17 protein-coding genes are annotated in these 24,847 nt (G+C 56.8%); 4 read left to right on the plus strand and 13 right to left on the minus strand.

The genetic code is table 11. The features are described from left to right. From wzzE to trxA, 4 genes are all read right to left on the minus strand, one after another. Positions 1-1,047 carry an ECA polysaccharide chain length modulation protein gene (gene wzzE, locus C1Y41_RS16120; RefSeq protein ID WP_071668219.1) on the minus strand — a complete coding sequence of 349 codons (1,047 nt, stop codon included), beginning with the start codon at positions 1,045-1,047 and terminating at the stop codon, positions 1-3. A gap of 33 nt (positions 1,048-1,080) precedes the next feature. Beyond that, entirely contained in the window at positions 1,081-2,157 is a 1,077-nt protein-coding gene (gene wecA, locus C1Y41_RS16125) for a UDP-N-acetylglucosamine--undecaprenyl-phosphate N-acetylglucosaminephosphotransferase (RefSeq protein WP_071668220.1), read from the minus strand. A gap of 274 nt (positions 2,158-2,431) precedes the next feature. After that, positions 2,432-3,691, minus strand: a complete 1,260-nt coding sequence (gene rho, locus C1Y41_RS16130) for a transcription termination factor Rho (RefSeq protein WP_039381703.1) — start codon at positions 3,689-3,691, stop codon at positions 2,432-2,434. Between the two features lie 344 nt (positions 3,692-4,035). Then, positions 4,036-4,368: a thioredoxin TrxA gene (gene trxA / locus C1Y41_RS16135; RefSeq protein WP_039381699.1), complete on the minus strand. Its 333-nt coding sequence runs from the start codon at positions 4,366-4,368 to the stop codon at positions 4,036-4,038. 116 nt (positions 4,369-4,484) lie between these two features. On the opposite strand from trxA, the gene rhlB reads away from it, so the two are divergent. Together rhlB and ppx are read left to right on the plus strand one after the other, a co-directional pair. Continuing rightward, positions 4,485-5,780, plus strand: coding sequence for an ATP-dependent RNA helicase RhlB (rhlB, locus tag C1Y41_RS16140; RefSeq protein ID WP_094111166.1), 1,296 nt, complete (start codon positions 4,485-4,487; stop codon positions 5,778-5,780). 6 nt (positions 5,781-5,786) lie between these two features. Further along, positions 5,787-7,271 carry an exopolyphosphatase gene (gene ppx, locus C1Y41_RS16145; protein WP_039381693.1) on the plus strand — a complete coding sequence of 495 codons (1,485 nt, stop codon included), beginning with the start codon at positions 5,787-5,789 and terminating at the stop codon, positions 7,269-7,271. A 17-nt stretch (positions 7,272-7,288) separates the two neighbouring features. On the opposite strand, the gene rep is transcribed toward ppx, so the two are convergent. Further along, positions 7,289-9,307 carry a DNA helicase Rep gene (gene rep, locus C1Y41_RS16150; protein ID WP_039385675.1) on the minus strand — a complete coding sequence of 673 codons (2,019 nt, stop codon included), beginning with the start codon at positions 9,305-9,307 and terminating at the stop codon, positions 7,289-7,291. A 151-nt stretch (positions 9,308-9,458) separates the two neighbouring features. Between rep and ppiC the strand changes: the two genes are divergently transcribed. Then, on the plus strand, positions 9,459-9,740 hold the full coding sequence (gene ppiC, locus C1Y41_RS16155) for a peptidylprolyl isomerase PpiC (protein WP_039381691.1): 282 nt from the start codon (positions 9,459-9,461) through the stop codon (positions 9,738-9,740). On the opposite strand, the gene C1Y41_RS16160 is transcribed toward ppiC, so the two are convergent. Then, on the minus strand, positions 9,741-11,801 hold the full coding sequence (locus tag C1Y41_RS16160; RefSeq protein WP_104085861.1) for an AsmA family protein: 2,061 nt from the start codon (positions 11,799-11,801) through the stop codon (positions 9,741-9,743). It lies immediately after the preceding gene. Positions 11,802-11,860: 59 nt separating this feature from the next. Beyond that, positions 11,861-12,631 (minus strand): cyclic-guanylate-specific phosphodiesterase, encoded by a 771-nt coding sequence (gene pdeH, locus C1Y41_RS16165; RefSeq protein ID WP_104085862.1) that lies wholly within the window; start codon positions 12,629-12,631, stop codon positions 11,861-11,863. Between the two features lie 575 nt (positions 12,632-13,206). Between pdeH and C1Y41_RS16170 the strand changes: the two genes are divergently transcribed. Further along, positions 13,207-14,079 carry an alpha/beta hydrolase gene (locus C1Y41_RS16170; RefSeq protein ID WP_039381681.1) on the plus strand — a complete coding sequence of 291 codons (873 nt, stop codon included), beginning with the start codon at positions 13,207-13,209 and terminating at the stop codon, positions 14,077-14,079. A gap of 41 nt (positions 14,080-14,120) precedes the next feature. Here the strand turns inward: C1Y41_RS16170 and C1Y41_RS16175 are convergent, their stop codons facing one another. From C1Y41_RS16175 to C1Y41_RS16200, 6 genes are all read right to left on the minus strand, one after another. Next, complete coding sequence (locus tag C1Y41_RS16175) at positions 14,121-15,611, minus strand: pitrilysin family protein (protein ID WP_039381678.1); 1,491 nt, start codon at positions 15,609-15,611, stop codon at positions 14,121-14,123. Between the two features lie 245 nt (positions 15,612-15,856). Then, positions 15,857-17,137 (minus strand): dicarboxylate/amino acid:cation symporter, encoded by a 1,281-nt coding sequence (locus C1Y41_RS16180; protein ID WP_104085902.1) that lies wholly within the window; start codon positions 17,135-17,137, stop codon positions 15,857-15,859. 233 nt (positions 17,138-17,370) lie between these two features. Further along, positions 17,371-19,380: a biofilm formation regulator HmsP gene (gene hmsP, locus C1Y41_RS16185; protein WP_175540445.1), complete on the minus strand. Its 2,010-nt coding sequence runs from the start codon at positions 19,378-19,380 to the stop codon at positions 17,371-17,373. Positions 19,381-19,585: 205 nt separating this feature from the next. Beyond that, positions 19,586-20,590: a glycosyl hydrolase family 8 gene (locus C1Y41_RS16190; protein WP_039381672.1), complete on the minus strand. Its 1,005-nt coding sequence runs from the start codon at positions 20,588-20,590 to the stop codon at positions 19,586-19,588. A 9-nt stretch (positions 20,591-20,599) separates the two neighbouring features. After that, positions 20,600-21,046: a cellulose biosynthesis protein BcsD gene (bcsD, locus tag C1Y41_RS16195; RefSeq protein WP_039381668.1), complete on the minus strand. Its 447-nt coding sequence runs from the start codon at positions 21,044-21,046 to the stop codon at positions 20,600-20,602. Beyond that, a complete protein-coding gene (locus C1Y41_RS16200) occupies positions 21,046-24,846 on the minus strand; it encodes a cellulose biosynthesis protein BcsC (RefSeq protein WP_104085863.1) in 3,801 nt (1,266 codons plus the stop codon). The genes bcsD and C1Y41_RS16200 overlap by 1 nt, the downstream gene beginning before the upstream one ends. Position 24,847: the final 1 nt, after the last annotated feature.

A 24,847-nucleotide genomic window follows, 5' to 3' on the forward strand; every position in this document is an offset into this window, starting at 1 on the left:
TTATTGGCGAATAGCTGATAACGCGCGCGGCCGACGCACCAGCGCCACACCCGCTCCGACCAGCGCCCCGATCGCTCCCCACATCACCATCATAAACAGACGGCGCGGGCTGTCGCGTGAAACGGGCTCTTCCGGCGTACGCAGGTAGCGGTAAGTCTGGAACTGTTTATCAAGGCGTGGGCCAGCCTGTAACGTGCTCAGCATCGCCCTGTTTTGATCATAGCTCAAATCGTAGGCGGGGCCGCTGGCCTGCAGCATATCGAGCTGCGCCTGTAGCCGCTGCTGGCCCAGTAAAAAGCGATCGCTCTCTGGCAGGCTCTCACCTGCAGCAGGCGCACGGTTATCGGTAATACCCTGCTGACTGGCGAGCTTCAGCGCCTGCTCAATGCGCTGACGCTGGCGATCGTACACCGCCTGCGCCACCGCCTGCTGCCGGTCAACCTGCGACTGCAGCTGCACGTTACGCGCCTGCCATGCGCCTTTCAGCTCTTCATTCAGATGGCGTGCCGCACGCTCGCTGGCGTAAGCAATATACTGACGCAGAAGATTGTTAGCATCACCGGCGGTTTCTGCCACCAGCCGCACCGTATCAAGCGTGTTGTGCGCACTATCTGCCGGCATAAACTGGATGTTGGTGATCATATCGTCCAGCAAGGCCGCATCATTATGCGCATTACCACTTTTACGGCTTTTAAAATAGTCGGTCTGCTGCCAGAAATCGCGCCGCGTATCCCATGAAGCGAGCTGCATGGTGAACTCCTGATAGACCTCATCCATTACGGTAGGGGCCGGATTATTCAGGCTCAGCGTATTGCTGTGGATATCGAGGTTGTTCAGAAACTGCTGCTGTACATAGTAGTCGCCCAGCATGTTAACCGTAGGCCTGTCGGTGACTGCCGTGGTGCTCCACGCCTGCTTCATCAGCATTGAAGCGAGCCAGGCCAGCAGGGCAAACAGAACAGCGCAGCCCGCTATCCAGCGTTTACCGCGCCACAGCGTGCAGCCCAGGCCGCGAATATCCAGTTCGTTCTCCACAACAGAGTTCATAACAGCGGTGTCCTTATCTGATGCTTATCCAGGTCATGTTTTATTGATATGCGCTTGATTCCATCTGCGCTTGAGACGGCGAATCATTCGTGCCATACGCCACGCGTGTTTAATGCAGTAGCCATAGAGCAGAAATGCTACCAGGAAGAGCACCAGCATGACCCACTCAGGTATGAACGCCAGATATTCGCCGAGCACGCCGATGCCTGCCAGCAGCGCCGCCGCCAGCGTGATCAGTAAAAAAGCCTGACGTGACGAGAAACCGGCACGCATGATGAGATGGTGAATATGTTGCCTGTCGGCTGAGAATGGACTCATGCCCTTGCGCAGCCGGCGATACATGATAGCCACCATATCCATCAGCGGGATGGCGATCAGCCACAGCGCTGTTACCGGCGTAATAGGATGGCTCAGGCCCTGTGTCGTTTCCAGCAGGATCCAGATAATGGTGAAACCGATCATGGTGCTGCCGGCATCACCCATAAACACTTTATAGCGTTTGCCCAGAAAACCGAGGTTCAGCAAAATATAGGGAATAGTGGCGGCGATCATGGCAAAACACCACATTGCCAGGCTGGTCATGCCGTCAAAATAGAGAATGATCCCCATTGCACCGAACGTTACGCAGGAGAGTCCGCCCAGCAGACCATCGATACCGTCGACCATGTTAAACGCATTAATTGCCGCCCAGACGGCGAACAGCGTTAATACGTAGCCAAAGGGACCGACGACAATCTCCACCGGACCCACAATAAAACCGAGACTCAGCAAATAGAGCTTGGCGCCATACATCATGACAACGGCGATAATCGCCTGCATACAGGCGCGAAACTTTACGCTGATATCAAAGCGATCGTCGAGTGCGCCGACCAGCACCAGCACGCCGGCACAGAAGAGATAGAGCAGGCCGTTCGGCATATAGGACTGCGTAATAAGGAAAGCGAAGCAAACGCCAGCGTAAACGGAAATACCGCCAACGAGAGGGATAACGCCCTGATGCTTTTTCCTTGCATTAGGCTTATCAACTAATCCGATTTTTTTTGCGACCTTACGGGCCATAAAAAGGAATGCCAGAGAGAAGAGAAAAGTTAAACCCAGCTCTGCACCCATAGTGAGTAAATTCACATTAACGCTCTCAGCTAAAATCGTGGACAACAATAAGCAAAATCCCGGTTATTGCTGTATATCCCTGTCTGACCAGGCCGCAGCGCGCGCGGTTGCTGAAAAAATCGCCGCCTTTCTGCTTGCGTCATTCTAAAACTTTTCTGACTCGCCTAATCCTAATGCGCACAAATAAAAAACGCCACGATAAGCCGTGGCGTTTAACAGAAATAATGCCGATTTATTACCTGCGTAACAATATCATTGTTTCGCTTTTAACCGCTTATGAACGCTTCATCATGTCGAAGAATTCATCGTTGGTTTTGGTCATCGCCAGCTTGTTGATGAGGAACTCCATCGCGTCAATCTCGCCCATCGGGTGAATAATTTTGCGCAGGATCCACATCTTCTGCAGCTCTTCCTGAGAGGTGAGCAGCTCTTCTTTACGGGTACCGGAACGGTTGTAGTCAATTGCCGGGAAGACGCGTTTTTCCGCAATCTTACGCGACAGGTGCAGTTCCATGTTACCTGTACCTTTAAACTCTTCGTAAATGACTTCATCCATTTTCGAACCGGTATCAACCAGCGCTGTGGCGATGATAGTCAGGCTACCGCCCTCTTCCACGTTACGTGCTGCACCGAAGAAACGCTTCGGACGATGCAGGGCGTTGGCATCAACACCACCGGTCAGGACTTTACCTGAGGCAGGAACCACGGTGTTATACGCACGCGCCAGACGGGTGATTGAGTCGAGCAGGATGATGACATCTTTTTTATGCTCAACCAGGCGCTTGGCCTTTTCGATGACCATTTCAGCAACCTGCACGTGGCGGGATGCAGGCTCATCGAAGGTAGAGGCGATAACTTCACCTTTAACCAGACGCTGCATCTCGGTCACTTCTTCCGGGCGCTCGTCAATCAGCAGCACCATCAGGACGCAATCCGGATGATTATACGCAATGCTCTGCGCAATGTTCTGCAGCAGCATGGTTTTACCCGCTTTTGGCGGTGCCACAATCAGGCCACGCTGGCCGCGGCCAATTGGCGACGCCAGATCCAGCACGCGAGCGGTTAAGTCTTCAGTTGAGCCATTACCCCGCTCCATACGCAGACGACTGTTAGCATGCAGCGGCGTGAGGTTTTCGAACAGAATCTTACTGCGGGCGTTTTCCGGCTTGTCGTAGTTAACTTCGTTAACTTTCAGCAGGGCAAAATAGCGCTCGCCCTCTTTTGGCGGACGGATTTTACCGGAAATGGTGTCGCCGGTACGCAGGTTAAAACGACGAATCTGGCTGGGGGAAACATAGATATCGTCAGGACCGGCGAGGTAGGAGCTGTCTCCGGAACGGAGGAATCCAAATCCGTCCTGCAATATCTCCAGCACGCCATCACCAAAGATGTCTTCGCCGCTCTTCGCATGTTGTTTGAGGATGGCGAAAATAATGTCCTGTTTGCGCATGCGCGCCAGGTTTTCCAGCCCCATATTTTCGCCGAGAGTAATCAGCTCAGAAACCGGCGTATTCTTTAATTCGGTAAGATTCATAGTGATGGGTTCTTAAACTCGGGGTAATTCTCGAAATGATTGTCGTGAATGGTATGGCAAAAATTCCATGCCTGTTAATGGCTCTTTTTCAACACTGCTCGGCGGGTATCGTCTGATAGAGCGATAGGAAGCGAGAGACGGTCGAAAGATGATGCCGGGTATGCTAGCCGTCAGATTGCCAAACCACAAAAACGTTCAACTCGAGCGGGGTCTGACAAGAGAAATCTTTAGATGCAAACTACAAAGGTAAGTGCGTAATGCAGTATCGTCAAATTAGCACGCCTGACCAGCGGCGTCCAGCAGTGGCGAAAAAATTCACCACTGCGGAACAGAGCGCGTTGCGCTTACGCCAGATTGGCGTTCAGGAACTCTTTCAGCTGGCCTTTAGACAGCGCACCCACTTTAGTTGCCGCCACTTCGCCGTTTTTAAACAGCAGCAGGGTCGGAATACCACGGATGCCATATTTTGGCGCGGTACCTGGGTTCTCATCAATGTTCAGCTTGGCGATGGTAAGCTTACCGTCGTACTCTTCAGCAACTTCATCGAGGATCGGGGCGATCATTTTGCAAGGACCACACCATTCAGCCCAGAAGTCAACCAGGGTAACACCCTCGGCTTTCAGCACGTCAGTATCGAAACTGTCATCGGTGAGGTGAACGATTTTATCGCTGCTCATGTTTAACTCCAAAGATTATGCCTGGCGAATTGGCGTAAAATATACCAACGTTGGTTAACTTTATTTCATCGGATACGCTTTCGTAAAGCGATAGTAAGCTGATATTCTACCACACTATGAGCAAAACACACTTAACCGAACAGAAGTTTTCCGACTTCGCCCTGCACCCTCAGGTCGTGGAAGCCCTTGATACTAAAGGCTTTCAGCATTGCACGCCTATTCAGGCGCTCGCACTGCCTTTTGCGCTTTCAGGGCGTGATGTTGCGGGTCAGGCGCAAACCGGTACCGGCAAAACGATGGCGTTTCTGACGTCAACGTTTCATTATCTTCTTTCTCACCCTGCAGCTGAAGGGCGCCAGGTTAATCAGCCACGTGCGCTGATCATGGCCCCTACGCGCGAGCTGGCCGTACAGATTCACGCCGATGCGGAGCCGCTGGCTAAAGCGACCGGCCTGAAAATGGGTCTGGCTTACGGCGGCGACGGCTATGACAAGCAGCTTAAAGTGCTCGCTGACGGTGTCGACATCCTGGTGGGCACTACCGGACGTCTGATTGATTACGCAAAACAGAACCATGTGAATCTGGGCGCTATTCAGGTTGTGGTGCTGGACGAAGCCGATCGCATGTTCGATCTCGGCTTTATTAAAGATATTCGCTGGCTATTCCGCCGCATGCCGCCTGCCACGCAGCGTCTGAGCATGCTGTTTTCCGCAACGCTCTCTTACCGCGTCCGGGAACTGGCGTTTGAGCATATGAACAACGCGGAATATGTCGAAGTGGAACCGGAACAGAAAACCGGCCACCGCATCAAAGAAGAGCTCTTCTATCCATCCAATGAAGAGAAGATGCGTCTGCTGCAGACGCTGATCGAAGAAGAGTGGCCCGATCGCGCCATCATCTTTGCTAACACCAAGTATCGCTGTGAAGATATCTGGGGCCATCTGGCCGCCGACGGTCATCGCGTCGGTCTGCTGACCGGTGATGTCCCGCAGAAAAAGCGCCTGCGCATTCTCGATGATTTCACCAAAGGCGACGTGGATATTCTGGTAGCAACGGATGTTGCGGCGCGCGGTCTGCATATTCCGGCCGTAACGCACGTCTTTAACTACGATCTGCCGGACGATCGCGAAGATTACGTTCACCGTATTGGTCGTACCGGCCGTGCCGGCGCCAGCGGACACTCTATCAGCCTCGCGTGTGAAGAGTATGCGCTGAATCTGCCCGCGATTGAGGAGTATATCGGTCACGGCATTCCGGTCAGCAAATACAACAGCGATGCGCTGCTCAGCGATCTGCCACCGGCAAAACGTCTGCAGCGCAACCGCACCGGCAACGGTCAGCGTCGCGGCGGCAATAACAGTAATCGCCGGAGCAGCGCGCCCCGTAACCATAACCGTAAACGCCCAGGTTAATCCCACATGCTAAGCGCATCATCACTCTATGCAGCGATCGACCTCGGGTCTAACAGCTTTCATATGCTGGTGGTGCGTGAAGTTTCCGGCACTATTCAGACCGTGGCGCGCATCAAGCGCAAAGTCCGGCTGGCAGCAGGACTTAATGCTGACAGCGAACTCTCTGCTGAGGCGATGCAGCGCGGCTGGCAGTGCCTGAAGCTGTTTTCGGAACAGCTGCAGGATATCCCGCCAGAGCAGATCCGCGTGGTGGCGACCGCCACGCTGCGCATCGCACGCAACGCGCCAGACTTTCTGACCACCGCTGAAGCGATCCTGGGCTGTCCGGTCAATGTTATCAGCGGTGAGGAAGAAGCGCGCCTGATCTATCAGGGCGTGGCCCATACGACCGGCGGCTCCGACCAGCGTCTGGTGGTCGATATTGGCGGCGGCAGCACCGAACTGGTTACCGGTGAAGGTTCGCACGCAACCACGCTGTTCAGCCTTTCAATGGGCTGCGTCACCTGGCTGGAGCGTTTTTTCAGCAATCGCCATCTGACGCAGGACAATTTTGACCGGGCAGAACAGGCGGCGCGCGACATGCTGCAACCCGTGGTAGCGGCGCTGCGTGAGAAAGGATGGCAGGTCTGCGTCGGTGCATCCGGTACGGTTCAGGCTCTGCAGGAGATCATGGTGGCGCAGGGGATGGATGAGCGTATCACCCTGAGTAAACTGCAGCAGCTGAAGCAGCGCGCTATTCAGTGCGGCAAGCTGGAAGAGCTGGAAATTGAAGGGCTGACGCTGGAGCGTGCGCTGGTCTTTCCCAGCGGTTTGTCGATTCTCATCGCCATTTTCAACGAACTGAATATTGATAGCATGACGCTGGCAGGCGGCGCGCTGCGCGAAGGTCTGGTGTATGGCATGCTCCATCTGCCGGTCAATCGCGATATCCGCAGCCGTACGCTGCATAATGTGCAGCGCCGTTTTTCTATCGATGTGGAACAGGCTGACCGGGTGCAGCAGCTGGCTGAACGTTTTTTTCGTCAGGTCAGCCAGAGCTGGAAGCTTGACCAGCGCTGTCGCGATCTGCTGTTAAGCGCCTGTGCCGTACACGAAATTGGCCTGAGCGTCGATTTTCGTCAGGCTCCCCGGCACGCCGCCTATCTGATCCGCCATCTCGATCTGCCTGGCTTTACGCCCGCGCAGAAAAAAGTGCTCGCCTGTTTGCTGCAGAACCAGAGCGGCAGTATCGATCTGGCTCTGCTGGCCCAGCAAAATGCCGTGCCGCCGCGTACGGCAGAACGTCTGAGCCGCCTGCTGCGCCTGGCGATTATCTTCTCCACGCGTCGCCGTGACGATACGCTTCCGGCGGTACGCTTACTGGCAGAAGAGGATACGCTGCACCTTACGCTGCCGGCGGGCTGGCTGGAGGCGCATCCGCTGCGCGCCGAGCTGCTGGAGCAGGAGAGCCACTTTCAGTCCTACGTTCACTGGCTCCTGACCTTCTCCTGATGACGTGACGGCTGCCACTACTTTTTTGCATTCGCCAGCATTGCCCGCAACCCGGCCACCCGGGTTTGCCCGGTTTTAACGCGCTCTTCTGCGCTTACCACTTTTTTCTCACGCTCCCACTCGACGTCATCCTGCGGCAGTTCCAGCAAAAAACGGCTGGGTTCAGGACGAATCAGCTCACCATACTGGCGACGCTCCCGGCAGAGCGTAAAGGTCAGCTCTTTCTGTGCGCGCGTAATGCCCACATAGGCGAGACGCCGCTCCTCTTCGATGTTGTTCTCATCAATGCTGCTCTGATGCGGCAACAGACCCTCTTCCATGCCGACCAGGTAGACATAGGGAAATTCCAGCCCTTTTGATGCGTGCAGCGTCATCAGCTGAACCTGGTCGAGATCTTCATCACTCTCTCCCCGCTCCATCATATCGCGCAGGGTAAAGCGCGTGACAACCTGTGCCAGCGTCATGGGCTCATTCAGCTCATCACCTTCAAGCATTTCCGTCATCCACTGGAACAGCGTATTGACGTTTTTCATCCGCATCTCTGCGGCTTTCGGACTGCCGGAGGTCTCAAACAGCCAGCTCTGATAGTCGATACCGCGGATCAGATCGCGCACCGCGCTGATCGGCTCCCGTTCAGTCAGCTGCACAATCTCATTCAGCCAGTGGGTAAAACGCTGCAGATGCTCCAGACCGCGCCCGCTTAGCGTCTGAGCCAGCCCCATGTCAAAACTGGCATTAAACAGGCTCTTATTACGCAGCGTGGCCCACTCACCCAGCTTCTGCAGCGTGGCCGGGCCGATTTCGCGACGCGGCGTATTTACGATGCGCAGAAACGCGCTGTCGTCATCCTGATTAGTCAGCACGCGCAGATAGGCCAGCAGATCCTTGATCTCCGGGCGTGAAAAGAACGAAGTGCCGCCGGAAATACGGTAGGGAATGCGGTTCTGCATCAGCAGCTTTTCAAACACGCGCGACTGATGATTGCCGCGATAGAGAATGGCGTAATCTTTATACTGGGTGCGGTTGATAAAGTGATGTGCGATCAGCTCGCCGGTTACGCGCTCCGCTTCGTGGTCTTCATTATTCGCGCTCAGCACCTTCAGCGATTCGCCTGACCCCAGTTCAGAAAAGAGACGCTTTTCAAACACGTGCGGGTTATTGGCGATCAATATATTAGCCGCTTTGAGAATACGCTGCGTGGAGCGATAGTTCTGCTCCAGCTTCACGACCTCCAGCGCCGGAAAGTCCTCTTTCAGCAGCACCAGGTTTTGCGGACGCGCCCCGCGCCAGGAGTAGATAGACTGGTCGTCATCGCCCACCACGGTAAATCGCGCGCGCGCGCCGACCAGCAGTTTTACCAGCTCATACTGGCTGGTGTTGGTATCCTGATACTCATCCACCAGCAGATAGCGAATACGCTGCTGCCAGCGTTCGCGTACCGCCTCATTACGCTGCAGCAGCAGCGTGGGCAGCAGGATGAGATCGTCAAAATCGAGCACGTTGCACGATTTGAGATGCCGATCATAGAGCTGATAGCAGTGCGCAAATATCTGGTCACGCTGGGATTTTGCTATTGCTGCCGCACCCTGCGGATCGATCAGATCGTTTTTCCAGTTAGAGATCGTGGCAATCAGCTGCTGCAGCTGTGTTTTATCCTCTTCCAGCCACTGGCTGGTCAGCTCTTTCAGCAGCGCCAGCTGATCCTGGTCGTCAAACAGCGAAAAGCTCGATTTCATCCCCAGCGCGGCATATTCACGCTTGATAATCTCCAGCCCCAGCGTATGAAAGGTTGAAATCATCAGGCCGCGCGCCTCTTTGCGTCCCAGCGTTTGCGCCACGCGCTCTTTCATTTCGCGCGACGCCTTATTGGTAAACGTCACCGCAGCAATGTGGCGCGCCTGATAGCCGCATTCGCGGATCAGGTGAGCGATTTTATTGGTAATGACGCGGGTTTTACCGGACCCCGCCCCCGCCAGCACCAGGCAGGGGCCGGTGACAAATTCGACAGCACGTTGTTGGCCGGGGTTTAAACGCATAAAAAACATCACTCGATTGAATCAGACAGGAAGAATTACATCGCGTCGCAGGGTGCGTACCTGAACGCAAAGGTCGCCATCAATGGCGCCCCTGCAACTGACGCGCACTACGCTATAATGCGCCGCACATTATACATAACAGGAGAGCACCATGGCGAAAACCGCAGCAGCTTTACATATCCTTGTGAAAGAGGAAGCACAGGCGAAAGCCCTGCTGGCGCAGCTGGAGAAAGGAGGCAACTTTCAGCAGCTGGCAAAAAAACATTCAACCTGCCCGTCCGGACGCAACGGCGGTGATTTGGGCGAGTTTCGTCAGGGACAGATGGTGCCGGCTTTTGATAAAGCGGTTTTTACCTGCCCGCTGCTGAAGCCTTACGGACCGGTAAAAACCGCGTTTGGTTACCACATCATTAAGGTGCTATGGCGCAGTTAATCACTTCTGGCTCTTCATCTGCTGCAGCACATTGCTGCACTGATTATCGTCGGTGTCGCTGGGTGAAATCAGCGCCAGCAGCGCGGCAGCCGGTGCCACAACCGCCCCCAGCGCTACGGCCGCCGCACCGCGTGCAATAAGCGGCCCGGTTTTAACCCCGGCATCCGGATTTTTAAAGGTTCCGCGCACGTAGAGCGGAGAACGCAGCGTAATAATGCGAATGCCTTTGCTCTCCGGATTTACCGACAGATCGAGTCGCTCGCTGGCAAAGTTAACGTTGCCGGTGACGTTGATTACCGCATTTTCGGTATCAAACACGAACAGGCGCGGCGTTGCAACGCCCTGGCGCAGCGTAAGATCGGTGGCGGCACAGTTGATGCGCACTTCATCATCACCAAACAGTTTACCCACCACGTAGTTTCCGACGTTAAGCCCGGCAATTTCCATCAGGCTGCGGCTGATAAGGCCATTGTTCATCAGCAGGCGCAGCTGACCGTTGCTGCTGCCCAGCAGTGCGGCAACCGAATTGCCAGTACCGCTTAGCGTTGCGTCTCCGTTGAGCTGGCCCAGGCTGCGCTGCATGGCGGTTACATCAGGGAACAGCTGGCGCAGCTGCAGTTTGCGCGCGTGCAGATCGGCGCGGCCGCGCATCGGTGAACGGCTGCCCTCAAGCCGGATAGTGGTATTGATATTGCCGCCGGCCATGCCGAAGCGCAGCGGATCAAGCAGCAGATCGCCTTTTTCCAGCGTCAGATGCGTATAGAGGTCGCTGAGCGGCAGCTTGCTGCTGTGCTCAATGCGCTTGCCGCTAAACTTCACGTCGGCATCCATCGCATCCCAGCTTTTGGTTTCAAACTTATCGTAAGGCAGCACGCGATCGGCAGGCTGCGTGGCGGCTTCACCACGCTGCGCCTTCGCCCGCGCCGTTTTCTCACTCCCTTTACCGGAATCAACGCCAATCAGCGGGCCGAGATCGGCCATGCGCAGTTGACGGGAAGTGAGTTCGCCGCTCAGCTTCGGCCGGGGTTTGCCCTGACGATAGGTGAGCGATCCATGGATATCACTGTCACCGATATGGCCATTAAACTTTTCATAGCGGAACAGCGCGCCTTTGGCGTCATTAAAGCGGGCAGTCAGATGACCGTCAGTTTCATAAGGGGGGGTATCAGGCAGCAGCACGCCGGTTAAGCCATAGAGATTGGCCAGCGTATCGCCGGAAAATCGCAGGCGCACATCCAGCCCGCCCAGGTTCAGCGGATCCTGCAGCGTGCCTTCCAGCCTTACCCGCGTGGTGCCGTTACGCAGATCGGCCTGCAGCGGAAATGGCGTGGTTTTGCTGCGCAGTGAGAGCATGCCGCCAATTCTGCCGTCGCCGGAAAGCGGCTGCTGGTTATAGGTGCCTTTCGCCTGCCAGCCAAAAACAAAATCGCCGGCGCCTTTCTGCTTATCATCGCCGCCGGTAACCTGAGCATAAGGCACGGGTTTACCGAGTGAGTTGATATTCACCGTTACATCCGCTTTGTTGATCGCATCGCGGTAGCGCAGCTGCCCCTGATCAAACAGAATATTATCCATGCGGAATGACCAGGCTGAGGGAGCGGCGTCAGCCTCGCTGTTTTCGCTGCTGGCGAGCGTAAATGTCCAGTTATTCTTCTTGCTGGCGAGCTGTATCAGACGCGCGTCGGGCTGCTGCAGCTTGATCCAGGGCAGGTAGATCTCTTTGTGCAGCAGCGCCAGGGGGGCCAGCGTCGCATCAACGCGCTGCAGGTGTACCATCGTCACGTCAGGAATGTCGGGCGGATTGCCCAGCATGATATCTTCAGCGTGTACCTGCGGCCAGGGGATCCAGCTGCGCCAGCCCGGCTCAGCGCGGTTACGCGCCCAGTGTACGCCAAGGTCGCCGCGTATCGCGAAAGGACGGTTCAGCTCTGCTGACACTTTCTGATTAATGGTTGGTTTCAGGCGGTTCCAGTCAAAGGTGGCAATCACCACAACCAGTACCACGATCAGTAACAGCAGAATGCCCGCCACCCAGCTGGCAGCTTTTCCCGTGCGAGTCATGCTTTTTCCTCCTTGTTCTCACGTCTCATTAAAGATAGTCGAGACGCGGCGCAACAACATCAGAGAAGCATCAACGGCAGCGATCTCAGCTCACTAAAAGGAAGCGGACGGGAAAAAAAGTATCCCTGAGCTGCAATAGCGGGTGAGGATTGTACCTGGCGCCACTCCTCTTCGGTTTCCACGCCCTCAACTATTACGCCATTGCAGTAGCGATTAATAAGCGTCAGCAGCGTTGAGAAAAGGACTCGCCCCTCTTCTGACGCGCGCAGCAGCATAAAGAGTTCACGCGATAATTTGATGTAGTCATAGCGCAGTTCGGTCAGCGCGGAAAAATTTGCCATGCCGGAGCCAAAATCATCCAGCCATAGCGGCCCCAGCTCCGGCATCTGCGCCACCATCTCCTCCTGCGGCAGCGCATGATGCTCAGTGAGTTCAAAGCGCACCCACGGCAGCTGGCCAATCAGCCGTCGGAGGGCCGGATGCTGCTGTATCGCCAGCAGCGTCGGCCCGTCAATATTGACCGATGCCACCAGCTGATGGCGGATAAAAAAGCGGGACCACGTCAACAGCAGAGTAAGTTGTTCATGCACCACATCCAGCCGCTGCTCTGTCGATAGCGCAGCAAAGTAGCTTTCCGGTGAAAGACGCTTTTCCGGCATAGCCGCGTGCGTAACGGCGGTCAGCAGCTCAATCGCCAGCAGGCGGCCAGATATCTGATAAATAGGCTGAAAAGTATAAGTACGCTGGCACTGCTGCCGGAAAAATGCGATATCCGGTTGCGCATGTTTGAGAGAAACAGGCAGCCGGTGTCCGGAATTCTTCATCACCATGGTTTTTTCCTGGTCGGTGGTGAGTGCCTGCAGAAAGCAACCCGGCGGCAAGTATCGGCTGGTCCCTGGATAACTTTATCGCTTTGTGCAGCCATATAGGGCGTCGAGTCTAACAGCGCGCCTTTGCCTTAATCGCAGAAACAGAGGATGCTTTGTCTGCTAAATCGTCGCCGGAGGGCGATTTAAAGACTTAAGGCAAACTGACGCGCCAGAAAACCGGCCGCCGGAAGGGTTCGGAAAAAGGCGCAGCCGGAGGGATTTCTCCGCTGAAATTTCCCGTGACTGGTTTGACTTACTACTCTGTTTTATCCTGTTCATTACGCTTAGTACGCCTCTTCCATCTTTCGCACTTTATCTGAAGTGTGCACTTATTATCTTCGCTAAACATAACTGTTTAAATTCAGTCTCTTGAAAGAGAATGCCCGCCTGCCAGGTATAGTCTGATTCTCGCTGGTTATCGTTTTTTCGGCTGGACGACAACGCAAAAGAAGACCATCTTTTAATCAATAACAGCAGGACGCTGTTCCTTCGGCCGCAGAAAAACAACGACTATACGCCCTGCTCAGGACAGATTTATGCACACAGAAATTATCAATATCTGGCCATCCGGTGATGCGCCAGGCGCCAGTGACTCCCGCGCTCAGCCGCAGATTGTTGACCTGGCTAAAGAGTATGAGCCTTACGATCGCGCAGCCACCGGCGTGCGCTGCCCGGAAATGGCTATCTGGTATCCGGAAACCTCCAACGGGATCACCCTGCTGGTGGCACCGGGCGGCGGTTATCAGCGGGTGCTAATCGATCGTGAAGGCAGCGCGCTGGCCACGTTTTTTACCTCAATGGGCTATACGCTGGCCGTAATGACATATCGCCTGCCCTATGACGGGCATCATGAAGGCGCGGATGCACCGCTGGCCGATGCCCAGCGGGCGGTCCGCGTGCTGCGCGAACGGGCGCAGCAGGGCAAAAACGGTAAGTACATTGTGATGATGGGCTTTTCCGCAGGCGGCCACGTTGCGGCCTCGCTGGGAACGCGGTTTAACGAGAAGCTCTATCCGGTCCAGGATCGTATCGATGCGCTCTCACCGCGCCCCGACGCTATGGTGCTGATCTACCCGATTATCAGTATGCGTGACGGCCTGGCACACGAAAGTTCACGCACGCGCCTGCTGGGCGCCTGGCCTGATCAGAAAAGTATCGATGCCTATTCGCTGGAGACGCGCGTGCACGCGCAAACACCGCCAGCCCTGCTGATCCATGCGGCTGACGATGAAGCGGTTTCCGTTAACCACAGCATGCTGTTCTTCAGCGCGCTGCGTGAACATAAAATTCCGGCCGAGATCCATTTTTATCAGAAAGGCGGGCACGGTTTCGGTATCCGCGGCGTAGCCGATCTGCCACTGGCAAGCTGGCCGATGCTGGTCACCGAATGGCTGCGGGCGAAAACCTGACGTTGTTACGCCCTGCGCGGAATTCATCACAGGGGGCGCATTTATGCGCCCCGATCGGTGCTGTTTTCTGCTTTACTGCTTTCGTCCGGGGCCGGTGCGGCGGGCGCATCAGGCACTGCCATCACCTTGTTCCAGCTCTCCTGCAACATCTTCACATTGGTCTCTGCTTCGCCCTGTGGCTGGATCAGTACCATAGTCAGCTCCTGCGTCAGCTGCTGGCGCAGTTCCTGGTTGAGCTGCTCACGCGTTAACTCACTCAGGAAAGACTGGCGCAGTTTCTGATACTGCTCGGGAGCAATATCCACTACCGCATTCTGCTGCGAGCGCAGGCGCTGCCCCATCAGAATGTCAGTATCCGTACGGGCGTAGGTGGTAAACAGCTTATTCAGCTCCAGCAGCTTCTGCGCCATAAGCGCATCAAATTCATCCTGCGGCAGCCCTTTATCGCGAACCACGGCCAGCGCTTTAGCGATCTGATTCATGTTTTGCGGCAGTGACGCGTTGGGACTCTCCATATTGATGGAGCACTGCGCGCGCTGATAAAGCACGCGGCAGTCAAAGCCGACCTGCACATTTTGCGCTTTATTATCTGCCAGCGCGCGCTGCACGTGCCAGAACAGCGCTTCCCGCGCCAGATCGCTCTGCCAGTAACGTTGCAGATACTGCGATTCGCGAATCGGTTGCCACGACGTATCCCATACCAGCGACAGCCGATCCTGTGCCAGAGAGCCATCAACCAGATTGACCGGCTGATGCGGCAGCGGCGACAGCGTGGGCAGTGGTGCCGGCGTATCGCGTTTTCCTTTCAGCGTTGCGAAAGTCTTGCCAATCTGCTCCATGATAGTGCGGCTGTCGACATTGCCAACCACATAGAGCGTCATATTATCTGGCGTGTACCACTGCTCATAAAAACTGTTCAGCTGCGCGGGATCGACCGGCGCGCGCGGTGGCTCACCGGGGTCGTGCGCCAGCATGGTTGAGCCTTTCAGACGGTAGCGCCACCAGACATCCTGCGTGTCAGATGGCCAGGTGGCGATGGGATCGGTCGCGCTTAATGCCGTCGCGACCACCTGCTCATTAATGCTCATCTTACCCGCGGTCGCCGCCAGCCAGTTTAACGCTTCTTTAAGCAGTTCTGGCCGGTTGTTGGGCAGACTGAGGTTGTACTGAGTGTAGTCGTATGACGAGATCGCTGGCGGCAGCGGACGCTGCGGATCCATCGCCTGCTGCCACAGTGCACGCTGCTGATTGGTATCCAGCGCGGTGTTATGCACCATCGCCAGGCGCGGTAACAGATGACTGAAGCCGGTCTGCTGAGCGCTCTCCGCCAGCGAGCCGGTATTAACCACCAGGCGAAGCTCAATGCGATCGCTGGGACGTTGTGGTGTGGTCAGCAGCTGCCAACTGAACCCGTTGTCCAGTTTGCCCTCCTGCCAGGCGGGATCGGGCTGAAGTGTTTCGGCGTGCGCGCCGAAACCGGTTGCTGCAAGCAGCAAGCCGCCAACCAAAAGCCGAATTCTGGTGCCCTGCATGTGAACCCCTAATCAAACAGATAAACGCTTGTTAGCACGGACTGACTGGCCACCGGGAAAGCGGCCCGCGCGGCGTATTGCCGCCGCGTTTATTTAATGACAGTTCCTTTGACCACAGGATGGCCAGGAAGTCGCGCAACAAGGAAAAAAATCGGGAAAAAAATCAACGGGGTTTATTATGCAAATGCCCGCTGTCAGGGCAAGTGACAGCGGGCATTTAATCGGAAATTAACGCAAATTGCGGATTATGCGCCGGTATGAGAGACGTAATTGACCTTTTTCGCTGAAGAAAGCGTCTCTTTCATCTGGTTTTCATCCAGCTGACCCACCCACTTAGCCACCACCACCGTGGCTACGCCGTTACCGACCAGATTAGTCAGCGCACGCGCTTCGGACATAAAGCGGTCGATGCCCAGAATCAATGCCAGGCCCGCGACCGGCAGATGCCCTACCGCAGAGAGCGTCGCGGCGAGAACAATAAAGCCGCTTCCGGTAACGCCCGCCGCGCCTTTCGAGGAGAGCAGCAGGACCACCAGCAGGGTGATCTGATGGAAGATATCCATATGAGCGTTGGTCGCCTGCGCAATAAACACGGCGGCCATGGTCAGATAGATTGAGGTGCCATCCAGATTAAACGAGTAGCCCGTTGGAATAACCAGCCCCACCACCGATTTTTTGCAGCCGAGGCGCTCCATCTTATCCAGCATGCGCGGCAGCGCTGATTCAGACGATGACGTACCCAGCACAATCAGCAGCTCTTCTTTTATATAACCGATAAATTTGAAGATGTTAAAGCCAGCCCAGCGCGCAATTGCGCCCAGCACGATCACGACAAACAGGATACAGGTAATATAGAAACAGATGATCAGCTGGCCAAGCTGCACCAGCGAGCCGACACCATACTTACCGATGGTGAAGGCCATGGCACCAAACGCCCCGATAGGTGCCAGGCGCATAATCATGTTGATCACGCCAAAGATCACTTTTGAGAAGCTTTCGATAACGTTGAACATCACGGTACCGGCGCTGCCGAGGCGATGCAGTGCGAAACCAAACAGAATAGCGAACAGCAGCACCTGCAGAATGTTGCCGCTGGCAAAGGCACCAATGACGCTGCCCGGGATGATATCAAGCAGGAACGCGATCACACCCTGCTGTTCTGCCTGCTGTGCATAAACGGCTACCGCTTTCGCATCCAGGGTGGCGGGATCCACGTTCATTCCTGCGCCAGGCTGAACCACGTTCACCACCACCAGTCCGATGATCAGCGCGATAGTACTGACGATTTCAAAATAGAGCAGCGCTACGGCGCCGGTGCGTCCGACGGCTTTCATGCTCTCCATGCCGGCGATACCGGTCACCACCGTACAGAAGATTACGGGGGCGATGATCATCTTGATCAGCTTTACAAAACCATCACCAAGCGGCTTCATCTGCGCGCCTAATTCGGGATAGTAATGGCCTAACAGAACGCCGATGCCGATGGCAACCAGCACCTGAAAGTAGAGGCTTTTAAACAGTTTCATAACAGGTGTCCAGGTAGAGACGGCATTCACCGCCTGTGTCAGGGAGAAACGCATGCGGCAAGCCGCCTGAGAGCGTAAAACCTTACCGATAAACTGAAAATAACACCCTGTTAACAGGATGAGTATCCCCTGACATTCCTTACAAAAGTTACAAAACTCTAACTATGAACTGAAACGCTTCAGCTGGCGCTGTGGCGCGGTTTCTGCAGAACAATCAATTGATAAGGTCACTATCACGTGCGTGAACAGCGCTGCAGCCAGCCCTGTTCAAAGGTGGTAAGCGGCAGGGCTTCGGCATACAGATAGCCCTGACCAATAGTAATGCCACGCGCCAGCAGCCAGTCGCGCTGCTCCGCCGTTTCCACCCCTTCAGCCACAACGTCAGCATCCACAATCTTTGCCACGGCGGCCACAATGCGCACCATAGTGTCATCGTCCGGCAGCGCGGCAACAAAGCTGCGGTCCATCTTCAGCTTATTAACCGGTAACGCTTTAAACTGATGCAGATAATTGAGATTGCAGTAGCCCATACCAAAATCGTCCAGCGCAACGGCAACTCCGGTCTGCTGCAGCGCGAGCAGCAGCGCCATCGCCTGTTCGGCATCACCTATTCCGGCGGTTTCGGTGACTTCCAGCACTAAAGAACCCGGCCGGATGCGATGCCGTTCCAGCAGGCTCTGCAGATGCGTCACCATGCCGCTGTCGCGCAGCTGGACGGCCGAAATATTTACGCTCAGCGGCAGCGTAATCCCCCGTCGCTGCCAGCCGGCCAGAATGCGGCACGCCTCTTCAAATACCCAGCGACCGATGGCGGAAATCACGCCGATCTCTTCCGCGCTGGCGATGAACTCTTCCGGCAGCCCGAAGCTGCCATCCGCCATCCGCATACGCAGCAGCGCTTCAGCCCCCGTCAGCTCACCGGTTGCCATGTTAAGCTGGGGCTGCAGATAAAGCGCAAACTCACCCTCCTGCAGCCCCTGCAGAATGTCATGCTCCTGCGTCAGCCGCTTCTGCGCCCGTTCGGTCAGTACCGGATCAAAAAACAGGATCTGATTTTTCCCCTGATGCCGCGCTGACATCATGGCTGACGTCGCCCGATCCAGCTGCTCGCGGGCAGAGCAGAGGCTCTCGTCAGAGAGCGACAGCCCGATACTGGCATTCGGTCGCAGCTGCAGCTGATACAGATTGACCGGCTGATTGATACGCAGCATCAGGTTGCGCGCCAGGCGCATCGCGCGGAATGGATTGTGCGCCCGCTTCAGCAGCAGCGCAAAATCGCTGGGCCCCGTCTGCGCCAGCAGCGTGTGATCATCAATCGTGCTGCGGATTTTCTCGACCAGCGTCAGCATCAGCGCATCACGCTGCTCATCGCTCAGCACGCCGTTGGCTTCCTGCAGCGTTTCGATACGGATAACCATGACGCTCCAGGGCTGCTGCCGGTGACGCTGCTGCAGATGCTGGTCGAGCAGCGCCAGGAACAGCGTGCGGTTAGGCAGATCCGTCACGGCAAAATGGGTGGTCAGCCGGCTCATCTCATCGTGAACGGACTCCAGCACCTGCTGATTGCGGTTATAGCTGCGGATCAGCATGCCTATCTCATCATCGCGGTGATTGCCGGGCAGCGTAAGCTTATGTGTCAGGATGGCTTGCGGCGGCAGTTCCTGCAGCTCGCGTGAAATATCGCGCAGCGGGTGCACAACCAGACGGTTAATACACCAGCTAATAGCGACTGAGAGGATCAGCGCCATCAGCAGCCAGGTGGTGATCATGGTTGAGAGCGTACTGAGCAGAAACTGGTAAACGCGCGAGGAGTCCGCCTGAAGCACCAGATAGGCGATGGGCTTTGGCATGCCGCCCCGCTCTATCGCATACAGCGGCAGCGTGATCTGCACCGGCAGTTCAAACAGCCGGGCGACCAGACGCGGAACCGGCTTTTCCGGTGCAAAATCGGCGTGCAGCGCCTGAAACGCATTGGGCAGCACCACATCGGCCCGCGACAGGATACCGGCGGGTTTCAGTGTATTAAGAATATGCTCCGCCTGAGGGATGTCCGCTTTCAGCACCGCCTCTGAGAGCGGCTGGCGTACCGTGTGCGCCACATTCTCCATCTGCTGGGCGTAATCAACCCTGCGCTGCTGCACAAAATGAAAAAGCTGGATAACGATAAAAATCGTGATCGTCACCAGCACAACCGCAGACACGGCTGCCATTTGCTTGATGGTTAACGAGCGACTGACGCGCAACAAAATTTCTCCCGGCCGCAATGCCGCCATAATCCGCAGTGATAGTAGCCTGAATGCGCAGCAAGTATATCCCAGGTCTCAGACGTTGTACGCCGCGATAAGGGTGAAAATCATCGGTCGGAAGGAAGAGAGGCGCGTTTTCAGCGTTTTACCCGTTGCCGGGAGCGTAGAAAGCGAGCGCGCACCGCGCGCTCGCAGGAGAGCATTAACCTTTTTCCTGCCAGGCAAGCCACACTAATAGCTGCAGGCTGGCAGAGAAGTAATTCTGTTCCGGCTGAATGCGGTCGCTGAGATGACCGGTCTGGTTCAGCGTCAAATCGCGTACCGCTGTCAGGCCGCCTTCCATATTATAAGGCGCCGGGCTGTTAGCCAGTACGTCGAACCAGGCCGGCGTAGTCTGACGCGGATAGCCCTGCCAGACGTGCTGAAAAGGCACCAGCCGCAGGCTCTGCGGATCGTACCACCAGATATTCAGCGGCACGCGAATCGCATCATAACTGAACCGATTAGAGTACCCCACCGCCGGTGCGACAGAGCCATCCGCGTTCAGCGCGACCCAGTCCAGTGGCAGCGCGGTTTTACCAAACTGCATCTCACCCAGCAGCGTCATGCCATCGTCAATGAGCGTATTCCAGACGCGCAGATGGCTCTGCTGAGCAAACGCCTGCCAGGCAGCAAACAGAAAATAGGAGGGGTTCAGCACGACGTAGCTCGACTTATTAAAGCCGTTTGCGCCAGGCAGCATAACTTTGTGTCCGGCGTAATCGATCACGTTCAGCTTAATAATTGCCCGCTGAATGCGATCGGAATCCTGCTGATAATCTCCTCCCCACTTTTGGGCCGCGCGCTGCAGCGCCCAGGCAATGAGCACATTACCGTCGCTGGCGTCGTTTTTGTCTGCCACCGGATCGGCCGCATCAGGCACATAGCGCCAGTAGAACAGGTCATTTTGCGGATTATGCAGATGCGCACGCGTCCACTGCCACAGCAGATCAAAGGTAGCGCGATCGTTATTCGCTACCGCCAGCAGCATGCCATAGCCCTGACCCTCTGTATGGCTGACGCCTTTGTTGCCGGTATCGATAATCCGGCCGTCGCTGTTCAGAAAGCGGCTTTTATAACTGCTCCAGCCGTCTGCCATCGCCTGCGCGCTAAAAAATATCATCATTAAACAGAGCATCCACCGACGCCCGTGCCGCATTACATTCATTACCGCTTCCTATTGATATCGATACAGCAGCGTTGAGCCATTGTCGTTTTCCAGCGTCAGCGGTACTGCGGCGCTGCCGCCCTGACCGCGCAGCCACTGCGCATACAGCCCGCCCAGCACGGCCCCCATTGCCAGCCGCCAGCGTTCAGCCGGCAGCGTGTCGTGACCGGCCGGCAGCGCATGATGCTCAATCTGAATCGCATTTTCTGCCGGATGAATCTGCACAAAGCCCCAGTTGAAGCGGGCCAGCTGCAGATTCATCTCCCGTTCCAGATCCTGCACGGTACGTGAAGCCGGCAGCGGATAGCGCATCGCCAGCGTCTCCCCGGTGCTGGCCAGAAAAGCCGTGGCTTCATCACCGCCGTTCTCCAGCACGCTCTCTGTCATCACGCAGACCAGGTCAAACCAGCCAGGCTGATGCGACCAGGTCACGCGTGCGGTGGGTTGCTCGCTCATCAGTTATCTCCAAACATATAGCGGAAGTAGAGGTTGGCAGTGCTTTCGTTGTAGTCGCCAAAGGTGTCATACCCCAGCTGCCCGCCAATCGTGACATCTTTATTAATTTTATAATCCGCACCGGCGTGCAGGTTGTAACCTATGCCGTTTTTACTTTCACCGCTGTAGTAAGCACTTCTGACAAAGCCGCGATCGGCCAGACTCTGCAGCTGCGACTGCAGCGCAGCATCGTCCGGGAAGTAGGCGCTCTTATCCTGGCTGTAAGACTGATACCCTACCGATCCCCCGACGTTGACTTTCAGATCGTCAAACTGACGGCTGAAATCCACCGGGAATGAAACGGATGCATAGTTCTGTGGGCTGAAATAGCCGCCCTGGCCATAACTGAAATAGCTGAGGTTTTTGGAGAAATCCATCCAGGAGAGGTTCATTCCCACCTTCAGCTCGCGATCGTCGTAGTGGAAAGGCCGTACATAAACGCCAGCGGTTGCCTGAACGCTCTGGTTACTCGCCACATTTTCGCCAATGTAGCTATAAGCGCCGCCGCCGGCATAAAGTCCGGCATCGCCGTTGTCATAGCTCAGCAGGGCATTCGCGCCATTTTTCGTTACGCGTCCCCAGCGTTTGCCGCTGGTTTTATCTTCTGCTCCCACATACGAAAGCAGGCTGTCGGTCATGGCACGGCGTTCACCGGTCAGGATCAGCGTCAGGAAATCAGTCAGCTTCGGTGACCACTGGATCCCGCCCACCAGCGTGCTGAGATCCTGGCCCAGCGGCGTGCTGCCGAGATCGATTTTATAGCTGTCGCCCTTCAGCGCCATGTTCAGCTCAACGCCGGAAGCGGACTGCGAATCGGTGGCTGAAGCGGGAACGTCCGTGATTTTCGCATCCCCGGCTGCCACGACATTGCCCTGCACCAGCGCATTGCTGCCAAAGCGGCGCCATGCATCTCCGCCAGCGCTGCCCGCGGTCAGTGAAACCGGCGTAACGGTAAAATCAAACCGCGACTCGCCAAACGGCACCGTGGAAAAGGTCAGCGGCGCTTTCGCTTCGGTCAGCTTACTCAAGCCTGACTCGCCATCGCGTCCGCGCACCTGCATCTGTCCCTGTACCCAGGTCCCGGTTTTCTCCTGCAGCGCGTCCATCATCGTGTCAATCTGATGCAGCGTCTGGTTCTGCTGCAGCACAGGCGTATTGGCTGCCAGCGCAGTGTCTGCTGTGCGGCTTACTGTTGGTGCGTTCTGCCACGGCATGACCGCGCCATAGCTGGAAGAGGAACGGCCAACCGGCGAGGTGCTGCGGTTAATAAAGGGATTGTCTGCCAGCGCCAGTCCGCCAACCACAGGTACGCTGCCGCTTTGCGCGCCCTGCAGACCAATCATTTTACCGCGTGCGGTACGCAGATAACGCATCGCTTCGCCGTGCTCGCCGTTGGCTTCCGCTACGCGCGCCAGCAGCAGCAGCCGCTCCGGCGTCTCTTCATTGCGCAGTCCGCGCGTCAGCGTATTCGCCCTGCTGATATCATTCTCTGCCAGCGCCACGTTAATGGCCCCGGTGCGCGCATCCTGTTGCGGCGTATCCTGCGTGATCAGATAGTCATAGACCACGCCCGCCTCTTTGTTCATTTTGCCGGACTGATAGAGACGCGCCATGGCAAACATCAGATCGCGGTTTTGCGGATCCTGCTGCAGCGCACCCACCAGTTTGTCATAGGCCGCCGCATACTGTTTCTGCTCACGCAGGCGATCTACTTCATTGATCAGATAGCCGTTGCGCACATCAGCCAGCTGCGCTGGCGTACTGCGCGCCTGCAGTTCAGGCGAGCTGAGAAAACGCTGCGCTTCACCGCTCAACCCGGCCTGGTTGAGCACCGTGACCTGCGTGGCATAGTCCCCGGCGTTACCCTGCACGCCGCGCTGCATGTTGCTGCGTACCACCGCCACGGCGCTGGTGAGATCGCCCGCTTTCGCCAGTTTCTCCGCCAGATTGCCGGCGTCAACCGGATTAGCCGGCGGGGCAGCAGCCAGCGCGCGCAGCGTATTCGCCGCCGCCGCATCCGAGCCCTGTGCCAGATACTGATCGGCCGTTGCCATTTGCAGATTAAAGTTAACGCGCTGCGCCAGTTCACGCATTGCGCCGGTTTTACTGCGATCGGGAATACGTGCCAGCAGCTGGCTCGCCTGCTGCCACGCGCCGCTTTCGCTGGCGTTGAGCGCACCGGCATAGAGTTCGCTGCTGGTCGCGCCATTGCGCATCACCGGCTGCATCACATTGGCTGCCATCAGCGTATTACCCTGCGCGCGGTAGAGCCGCGCCAGATCCAGACGCAGCCAGCCATCGGTGGGATAGCGCTGTACGCCGCTGGTCAGCGTGGCGATCGCGGCGGCGCTGTTGCCTGCGGCCTGCTCGCGTTTCGCCTGTGCCCGGATGGGATCGCTGTTATTACCGCGTGGCGCCACGCTCTGCCGCACGCTGTCGGGCAGTGAGGCGAGCAGGCTGTTAGCTTCAGCGCTGCGGTTCTGCTGGCGCAGCACATAGAACAGTCCCTCTTTGGCGCTGCGGTTATCCGCATCGCTTTGCAGGATCGCACGGTAGGTCTGCTCCGCCTGCTGCAACTGATTGGTGCGGCGCTGCACATCGGCACGGAACAGTTTTGCCGCCACGCCTTTTTCGCCTTCAGCCTGGGTCAGCGGCTCGCTCAGCGCCAGCGCCTGCGCACTGTCGCCGCTTTTCAGCGCCTGCTGAGCGGCGGCAAGCTGCGCGTAAAAGCGGGCATCCGCCGCCTGCTTCTGCCGCGCATCGCTCTGATCGCCACCCAGCTGTGCCGCCCGGTTCAGGTAGTCTGCGGCTTCAGCGTAGCGCCCGGCGCGCTGCGCAACATAGCCCATGCCCGCCAGCGCATCCGCATCCTGCGGGTTCGCCTGCAGCACTTTTTCAAAGCTGGACTGCGCACCGCTGACATCGCCGCTGTTCAGGGCCGTAAAGCCGGCGCCCTTTTCCGCGCCGCCCACGTTTTTACGGTAGTAATCCACTACCGCGTTATCCTGAGGATGACGCTGTTGCCAGGTCTGATAGAGCGCAGCGTCCTGAGCCTGCGGTGCCAGCCAGAGCAGCGCCTGACGCAGCGAGCGGTCAGCCTCTTTATTGCCGTCAGCCATACCGGCCAGCAGCTCAATCCCCTGGCGACGGGTCGGCTCCTGATAGGTCATCGCCTTGCCCAGCGCCAGCTGCGCACCGGTATCCTGCGGATGATCGGCGGCAAACTGCCGCAGCGCTTCAACCGCCTGCGGCAGCAGCGTGCGATCGCCGGCCATGGTCAGATAATATTCAGCGGCGACGCTCGGCGGTGGCTCGTTACCGCTGAAGGTGTTGCGCCACGTCTGCAGCGCAGCGGCGATGTTGCCGCTGCGTGCCTGCTGACGCGCCAGCGATAGCTGCGCCTGCGGAATACTCTGCAGCTGACGGGCGTTATCCAGTTCGGCCAGATGCGCATCGTTGGGCGAAACGGCACTCAGCCGCGCACGCCACTGCGCTGCCTCGGCGGTACTTCCGGTCTGCTGGGAGTAGAGCGCCAGCAGATAGAGCGCCTGGGTATTATTCGGCTCCGCCTGCAGGATTTTCTGCAGCGACGCCTTTGCCAGATCGTCATGCGCTTTCTGATGCCAGTAGGCAGCCTGGTCAAACAGCGCCTGCAGCGCAGGATTGTTGCTCTCTGCCGCCAGCAGCGGCTGAGAGAGCGTCAGCGCCCCGCCCAGCAGCAGGGCGTGGCGGATGCCGGCACTCAGTATATTTTTATGCATT

Origin of the sequence: Pantoea sp. ICBG 1758 (assembly GCF_002928325.1) — a bacterium.
GTDB classification, from domain to species: Bacteria; Pseudomonadota; Gammaproteobacteria; order Enterobacterales; family Enterobacteriaceae; genus Pantoea; species Pantoea eucrina.

Excerpts from the sequence above, each read along its gene's own strand:
- wzzE (WP_071668219.1), bottom strand. The coding sequence starts at position 1,047 with ATGAACTCTGTTGTGGAGAACGAACTGGATATTCGCGGCCTGGGCTGC.
- wecA (WP_071668220.1), bottom strand. The coding sequence starts at position 2,157 with ATGGGTGCAGAGCTGGGTTTAACTTTTCTCTTCTCTCTGGCATTCCTT.
- rho (WP_039381703.1), bottom strand. The coding sequence starts at position 3,691 with ATGAATCTTACCGAATTAAAGAATACGCCGGTTTCTGAGCTGATTACT.
- trxA (WP_039381699.1), bottom strand. The coding sequence starts at position 4,368 with ATGAGCAGCGATAAAATCGTTCACCTCACCGATGACAGTTTCGATACT.
- rhlB (WP_094111166.1), top strand. The coding sequence starts at position 4,485 with ATGAGCAAAACACACTTAACCGAACAGAAGTTTTCCGACTTCGCCCTG.
- ppx (WP_039381693.1), top strand. The coding sequence starts at position 5,787 with ATGCTAAGCGCATCATCACTCTATGCAGCGATCGACCTCGGGTCTAAC.
- rep (WP_039385675.1), bottom strand. The coding sequence starts at position 9,307 with ATGCGTTTAAACCCCGGCCAACAACGTGCTGTCGAATTTGTCACCGGC.
- ppiC (WP_039381691.1), top strand. The coding sequence starts at position 9,459 with ATGGCGAAAACCGCAGCAGCTTTACATATCCTTGTGAAAGAGGAAGCA.
- C1Y41_RS16160 (WP_104085861.1), bottom strand. The coding sequence starts at position 11,801 with ATGACTCGCACGGGAAAAGCTGCCAGCTGGGTGGCGGGCATTCTGCTG.
- pdeH (WP_104085862.1), bottom strand. The coding sequence starts at position 12,631 with ATGGTGATGAAGAATTCCGGACACCGGCTGCCTGTTTCTCTCAAACAT.
- C1Y41_RS16170 (WP_039381681.1), top strand. The coding sequence starts at position 13,207 with ATGCACACAGAAATTATCAATATCTGGCCATCCGGTGATGCGCCAGGC.
- C1Y41_RS16175 (WP_039381678.1), bottom strand. The coding sequence starts at position 15,611 with ATGCAGGGCACCAGAATTCGGCTTTTGGTTGGCGGCTTGCTGCTTGCA.
- C1Y41_RS16180 (WP_104085902.1), bottom strand. The coding sequence starts at position 17,137 with ATGAAACTGTTTAAAAGCCTCTACTTTCAGGTGCTGGTTGCCATCGGC.
- C1Y41_RS16190 (WP_039381672.1), bottom strand. The coding sequence starts at position 20,590 with ATGAATGTAATGCGGCACGGGCGTCGGTGGATGCTCTGTTTAATGATG.
- bcsD (WP_039381668.1), bottom strand. The coding sequence starts at position 21,046 with ATGAGCGAGCAACCCACCGCACGCGTGACCTGGTCGCATCAGCCTGGC.
- C1Y41_RS16200 (WP_104085863.1), bottom strand. The coding sequence starts at position 24,846 with ATGCATAAAAATATACTGAGTGCCGGCATCCGCCACGCCCTGCTGCTG.